This window comes from Enterobacteriaceae endosymbiont of Plateumaris sericea (assembly GCF_012562605.1).
GTDB lineage: Bacteria > Pseudomonadota > Gammaproteobacteria > Enterobacterales > Enterobacteriaceae.
This window is the reverse complement of sequence record NZ_CP046224.1, coordinates 57,965-64,194: the sequence shown is the minus strand read 5'-3', so window position 1 is coordinate 64,194 and position 6,230 is coordinate 57,965. Positions and strand designations below refer to the sequence as shown.

The following is a 6,230-nucleotide window of genomic DNA, read 5'->3' as shown; positions in this document are numbered from 1 at the left end:
ACAGTATTATCAATTTCAAGTTATAATGAAACCACCTCCAAATAATATTCAAGAATTATATTTAAAATCATTAAAAGTATTAAAATTAAATTTAATTGAAAATGATATTCGTTTTGTAGAAGATAATTGGGAAAATCCTACTCTAGGAGCTAGTGGAGTAGGATGGGAAATATGGATAAATGGAATGGAAATAAGTCAATTTACATATTTTCAACAAATTGGTGGTTTACCATGTAATCCAATAACAGGAGAAATTACTTATGGTTTAGAGCGACTAGGTATGTATATACAACAAGTAGAAAATATTTTTAATTTAGTATGGAGTAAAAATAAAAATAATTTAGTAACTTATGGTGATATTTTACAACAAAATGAATTAGAACAATCTGATTATAATTTTAATTATGCTGATATTAAATTCCTTATAAATTGTTTTCAACATTATGAAAAAGAAGTAACATTTTTATTAAATTTAAAAAATCCATTAATTTTCCCAGCTTATGATAAAGTTTTAAAAGCTTCTCATTGTTTTAATTTATTAGAATCTCGTAGGTTTTTATCTAATACTGAAAGACAAAGATATATTTTAAAATTAAGAAATATGACTAAATCAGTAGTTAAAAAATATTATAATTATATTAAATAACTTTAAAATAGGAAATATTATTACTATGAAAAAAGAAACTTTATTATTAGAAATTAGTATAGAGGATATTCCTTCTCAATATTTATTAAAAACAGTTCAAATAGTTTTTAATAATTTTAAACATGAATTAAAAAAAAATTATTTTTTATATAAAAAAATTATATGGTTTGCTACTTCTAGAAGAATTACAATTCAAGCATATGATTTAAATATAATACAATTAGATTATACATTAAAAATAAAAGGACCTAATATATATAATTATTATAATAAAGATATATTATCAATAGATATTGTAAAACATTGGATTAAAAAATTTCAAATTAAAAATACAGATAAAATTATATTAAATAATAATTATTTATTTTATAATAAAAAAATTAAAGGAATAAATATTAAATATTTATTAACAAAGATGATAATAAATTCTTTAACTAATTTTTCTATACCAAATTTAATGTATTGGAATATTAAAAATAAAGATAGTATAAAATTTATTAGACCTATAAGAAAAATAACAGTTTTTTTAGGAAATAAAAATATTAAAATAAATATTTTGAATATAAAATCTAGTAAGATTATAAATGGACATCGTTTTATGGGAGAGTCTAAAATTATTTTAGATAATGCTAATCAATATGAAAAGTATCTTTTAAATAAAGGAAATATTATTGTAAATTTTTTTAAACGTAAAGATAAAATATTAAATAATATAAAAAAAATTGCTTATTCTTTAAATGGATCAATAAACATATCAAATAATTTTTTAGAAGAATTAACATCTATGGTAGAATGGCCAGTTATATTATCAGCTACATTTGATCCTAAATTTTTATCTTTACCATATGAAATATTAGAATATATTATGATAAAATATCAAAGATATATTCCTTTATATGATATAGATCATAATCTTTTACCAAATTTTATTTTTATATCTAATGTTGAATCTCAAAATAATAATTTAATTATTAAAGGAAATGAAAAAGTAATTAAATCAAGATTTGAAGATGCTCAATTTTTTTTTAAAAATGATTCTAAAAAAAAACTTGATCAATATTTAAATAATTTAAAAAATATTATTTTTCAAAATAAATTAGGTAATTTATTAGATAAAACTATACGTTTAAAAAAATTATCTAAGTATATAGCAATTAAAGTACAAGCTAATATAAATAATTGTATTAGAGCTAGTGAATTATCTAAATGTGATTTAGCTACAACTATGGTTCATGAATTTCCTGAATTACAAGGTATTATTGGTATGTATTATGCAAAAAATAATGGAGAAAATATAGATGTTTGTATATCTATAAAAGAACAATATCAATATAAATTTAATGATAAAATACCTAATAATTTAACTTCTTGTGTATTATTTTTATCAGATAAAATTGATACTTTAGTTGGTATTTTTGGTCTTTCTTTATTTCCTAAAAGTAATAAAGATCCATTTGCATTAAAAAGAATTACATTAGTTATAATAAAAATTATAATTAATAATAAATTAAATTTAGATTTATTAAAATTAATAAAAAAATCTATTTCTTTATATAAAAATAATTTTGATAATATCAATATTATTAATGACTTAATGAAATTTATAATTAATAGATGTAAAAATTGGTATATATCAATAGGTTTTGAAAAAAATATTGTCCAGTCAGTTTTAACAAATATTATTAATAAACCATTAATATCAGATATAAAAATTAAAACATTAAGTTTATTTTTTAAAAATGAGAAAAAACAAAGTAAACTTTTACTTTATACTTATAAAAGAATAAATAAAATTTTATTAAAAAATCAATCTTTTATTCATGAAAAAATAAATATATCTTTTTTAAAAGAAAAAGAAGAAATTATATTATATAATCATTTATTAAAATTATCAAAAATTTTTTTATTAAAAATTAAGAATAATGAATATTATAATATTCTCTTGATATTATCAGAATTATATTATCCTATAAATAATTTTTTTAAAAATGTTATAGTAGATATTAAAAATATAGAAATAAAAATAAACAGAATTACTATTCTTAATAAAATTAATAATTTTTTATTAAAAATAATGAACATAAATCAATTATATTAATTTTAACTCTTTTAAAATTTTTTCTATTAAAATTTTATTTTTATCAGTTATTGGAGTCATAGGTAATCTCATTGTATCATTATATATTAATCCAATTCTTTTAGCAGCCCATTTTATGGGTATTGGATTAGGTTCTATAAATAATTTATTATGTAATTTTATTAAATATTCATTTAATATTTCTGCTTTTTTCCATTGATTTTTTTTTATATAATTACAAAATTTACTCATTTCTAAAGCAGCAATATTAGCTGTAACAGAAATAATTCCGTGACCACCTAATTTCATAAATTCTAAAGCAGTTGAATCATCTCCACTAATTAAATAAAAAGAACCATGAACTAATCTTTTAATTTGATATATACGTGATAAATTTCCAGTTGCTTCTTTTATACCAATTATATTTTTTATTTTAGATAAACGTCCTATTGTTTTTGGTAATAAATCACAACCAGTTCTAATTGGAACATTATATAATATTTGTGGTAGTTTAGTATTATTTGCAATAGTTTTAAAATGTTGATATAAACCTTCTTGTGTAGGACGATTATAATATGGAGTTACACTTAAACATCCTATAATTCCTGAATTTTCTAATTGTGCTGTAATTGATATACATTTTGATGTTGAATTAAAACCTGTTCCAGCTATAATTGGAATTCTATCTTTTGCAAAATCTATTGCTAACATTACAATTTTTATATGTTCATGATAATTTAATGTAGCAGATTCACCTGTAGTACCCATAACAACTATAGCTTTTGTACCATTATTAATATGATATTCAATAAGTTTTTTTAAACTTCTTTTACAAATATTACCTTTAATATCCATGGGCGTTATAAGGGCTACAATACTTCCGGTGAACATTTGATATAATCCATTTAAAATAAATAATATTATTATACTAAAAAATTTTTAAAAAATAAACTATAATAATTAATTCATTTAATTAAAATTTTTATTTTTTCTGTAAAAATTTTTCAATCTTATTTTTAACATTTAAAATACAATCAGTATTATCTATTTTAATGTAAAAAAATTTTTTATTTAATGATTTATTAATATAATAATGAATTAACGGTTTTGTTTTTTTAGTATATTGTTTTAAACGATTAATAATTGTTTGTTTATTATCATCTGTTCTAATAATTAAATTTTCTCCTGTTATATCATCTTTTCCTGGTATTTTAGGTGGATTAAAAGTTATATGATATGTTCTTCCGGAAGATTCATGAATTCTACGACCAATTATTCTTTCTATAATTTTATTTTCTGGAATATATAATTCTATTACTTTATCTATATTTATATTTTCTTTTTGTAATATATTTGCTTGTAAAATATTTCTAGGATAACCATCTAATAAAAATCCTTTTTTACAATCTTGATTTAATAATCTTTCTTTAATAATTTTAATTATTAAATTATCAGGTAACATTAAACCACAACTAATAATTTTTTTTATTTGTTTAGATAAAATAGAATGATTATTTATAATATAATTACGTAATATATTACCCATACAAATATTTGATAAATTATATTTTTCTGATATAAATCTAGCATAAGTTCCTTTACCTGATCCTGGAGGACCTAATAAAATTATACGCATAATAATAAGTTTCTCAAATTATTTTAAAAAAAATTAAAATATTTTTTTTCAAACATAATAATTTTGTCAATATACTTCATAGTGAGATCTATTTGATCTAAATCACTTATAATATATTCTCTTAAGAATTTATTAATTTTAAAATCAAAAGATTTTATACCAGCAATAATTTTTTGAAATTTTAAATCTATAATAAAAGTAATACCTGGTTCATTTTGTACTATAAAAAATAGTTCATTAATAATATTTTTATTTAAAATTATTAATAATAATTTATTATTTATTGCATTATTATAAAATATATCAGCATAACTAGATGCAATAATTGTATGAAATCCAAAATCTATTAATGACCATGGTGCATGTTCACGTGATGAACCACAACCAAAATTATCTCTAGTAAGTAAAATTCTAGCATTTTTAAATCTTTTTTTATTTAAAATAAAATTTGGATTAGGAATATATCCATCATTATCAATATATCTCCAATTATGAAATAAATGATTTCCAAATCCTATTTTTTCATTTTTTTGTAAAAATTGTTTTGGTATAATTACATCTGTATCTATATTTGATAGATCAAAAGGAGCAACAATACCACTATATTGTAAAGAATAATTTTTCATTTTTTAAAAATATCTTATATCTATAAAATGCCCACATATAGCTGCTGCAGCGGCCATAATAGGACTAACTAAATGAGTACGACTATTTCTTCCTTGTCTACCTTCAAAATTTCTATTACTTGTAGAAGCACAACGTTCTTTTGGTAATAAAATATCACCATTCATTGCTAAACACATAGAACATCCCGGTAATCTCCATTCAAATCCAGATTTTATAAATATTTTATCTAGTCCTTCTAATTCTGCTTGTTTTTTAACCATATGAGATCCTGGAACTACTATTGCTTTAACATTATTTGATATTTTATATCCTTTAATTATTTTAGAAGCTGATCTTAAATCTTCAATTCTAGAATTTGTACAAGATCCAATAAATACTTTATTAATATTAACATTAGTTAATTTCATACCTTCTTGTAAATCCATATATTTTAAAGCTTTTTTTGCAGTTGTTTTTCTAGATAAACTTTTAAATGAATTTATTAAAGGAATTGATTTATCTATATCTATAGATTGTTCTGGGTTAGTTCCCCAAGTAATTTGGGGTGCAATTTTTGAAATATCAATAGTAACAATTTTTTTAAAAATAGCATCTTTATCAGTATATAATGTTTTCCAAAAATTTATAGCTTCTTTCCATAATATTCCTTTAGGAGAAAAATTTTTATTTTTTAAATATTTAAAAGTAATATTATCTGGAGCAATTAATCCTGATTTAGCACCCATTTCAATAGTCATATTACATATTGTCATTCTACTTTCCATACTTAATTGTTTTATAACATTTCCTGAAAATTCTACAATATATCCATTACATCCACTAATTCCTATTTTTTTAATTATTGCTAAAATTATATCTTTTGCAGTAATTTTTGTTGGTATTTTCCCTATAACTTTTATTAACATATTATTAGCACGATTTTGTTTTAAAGTTTGTGTTGCTAAAACATGTTCTACTTCAGATGTACCTATTCCAAAAGATAATGCTCCAAATGCACCATGAGTTGATGTATGTGAATCTCCACAAACAATAGTCATTCCTGGTAAAGTGATACCTTGTTCTGGACCAACAACATGAACGATTCCTTGAAATGGATGATTAATATCATATAATTCAATATTAAATTCTTGACAATTTTTAATTAATTTTTCCATTTGTTTTTTTGCTATAACTCCAGAACCATTAATATTTTTTACTATTGTAGATACATTATGATCCATTGTTGCAAATGTTTTATAAGGTTT

At 20.0% G+C, this 6,230-nt stretch carries 6 protein-coding genes; 2 read left to right on the top strand and 4 right to left on the bottom strand.

Features of this window, described 5'->3' with window-relative positions; translation table 11 throughout:
• On the top strand, positions 1-646 hold a 646-nt coding region (locus GJT84_RS00310), incomplete at its 5' end, for a glycine--tRNA ligase subunit alpha (RefSeq protein WP_168866898.1).
• A 25-nt stretch (positions 647-671) separates the two neighbouring features.
• Positions 672-2,744 (top strand): glycine--tRNA ligase subunit beta, encoded by a 2,073-nt coding sequence (glyS, locus tag GJT84_RS00305; RefSeq protein ID WP_168866897.1) that lies wholly within the window; start codon positions 672-674, stop codon positions 2,742-2,744.
• On the opposite strand, the gene dapA is transcribed toward glyS, so the two are convergent.
• The 4 genes from dapA to leuC form a co-directional block, all read right to left on the bottom strand.
• Positions 2,736-3,614 (bottom strand): 4-hydroxy-tetrahydrodipicolinate synthase, encoded by an 879-nt coding sequence (dapA, locus tag GJT84_RS00300; RefSeq protein ID WP_168866895.1) that lies wholly within the window; start codon positions 3,612-3,614, stop codon positions 2,736-2,738. The genes glyS and dapA overlap by 9 nt on opposite strands.
• A 91-nt stretch (positions 3,615-3,705) precedes the next feature.
• A complete protein-coding gene (gene adk, locus GJT84_RS00295) occupies positions 3,706-4,359 on the bottom strand; it encodes an adenylate kinase (protein WP_168866894.1) in 654 nt (217 codons plus the stop codon).
• Between the two features lie 23 nt (positions 4,360-4,382).
• Entirely contained in the window at positions 4,383-4,985 is a 603-nt protein-coding gene (gene leuD / locus GJT84_RS00290; RefSeq protein ID WP_168866892.1) for a 3-isopropylmalate dehydratase small subunit, read from the bottom strand.
• A gap of 3 nt (positions 4,986-4,988) precedes the next feature.
• Positions 4,989-6,230, bottom strand: a 1,242-nt coding sequence (gene leuC / locus GJT84_RS00285) for a 3-isopropylmalate dehydratase large subunit (protein WP_246208498.1), incomplete at its 5' end; no start/stop codon positions are given.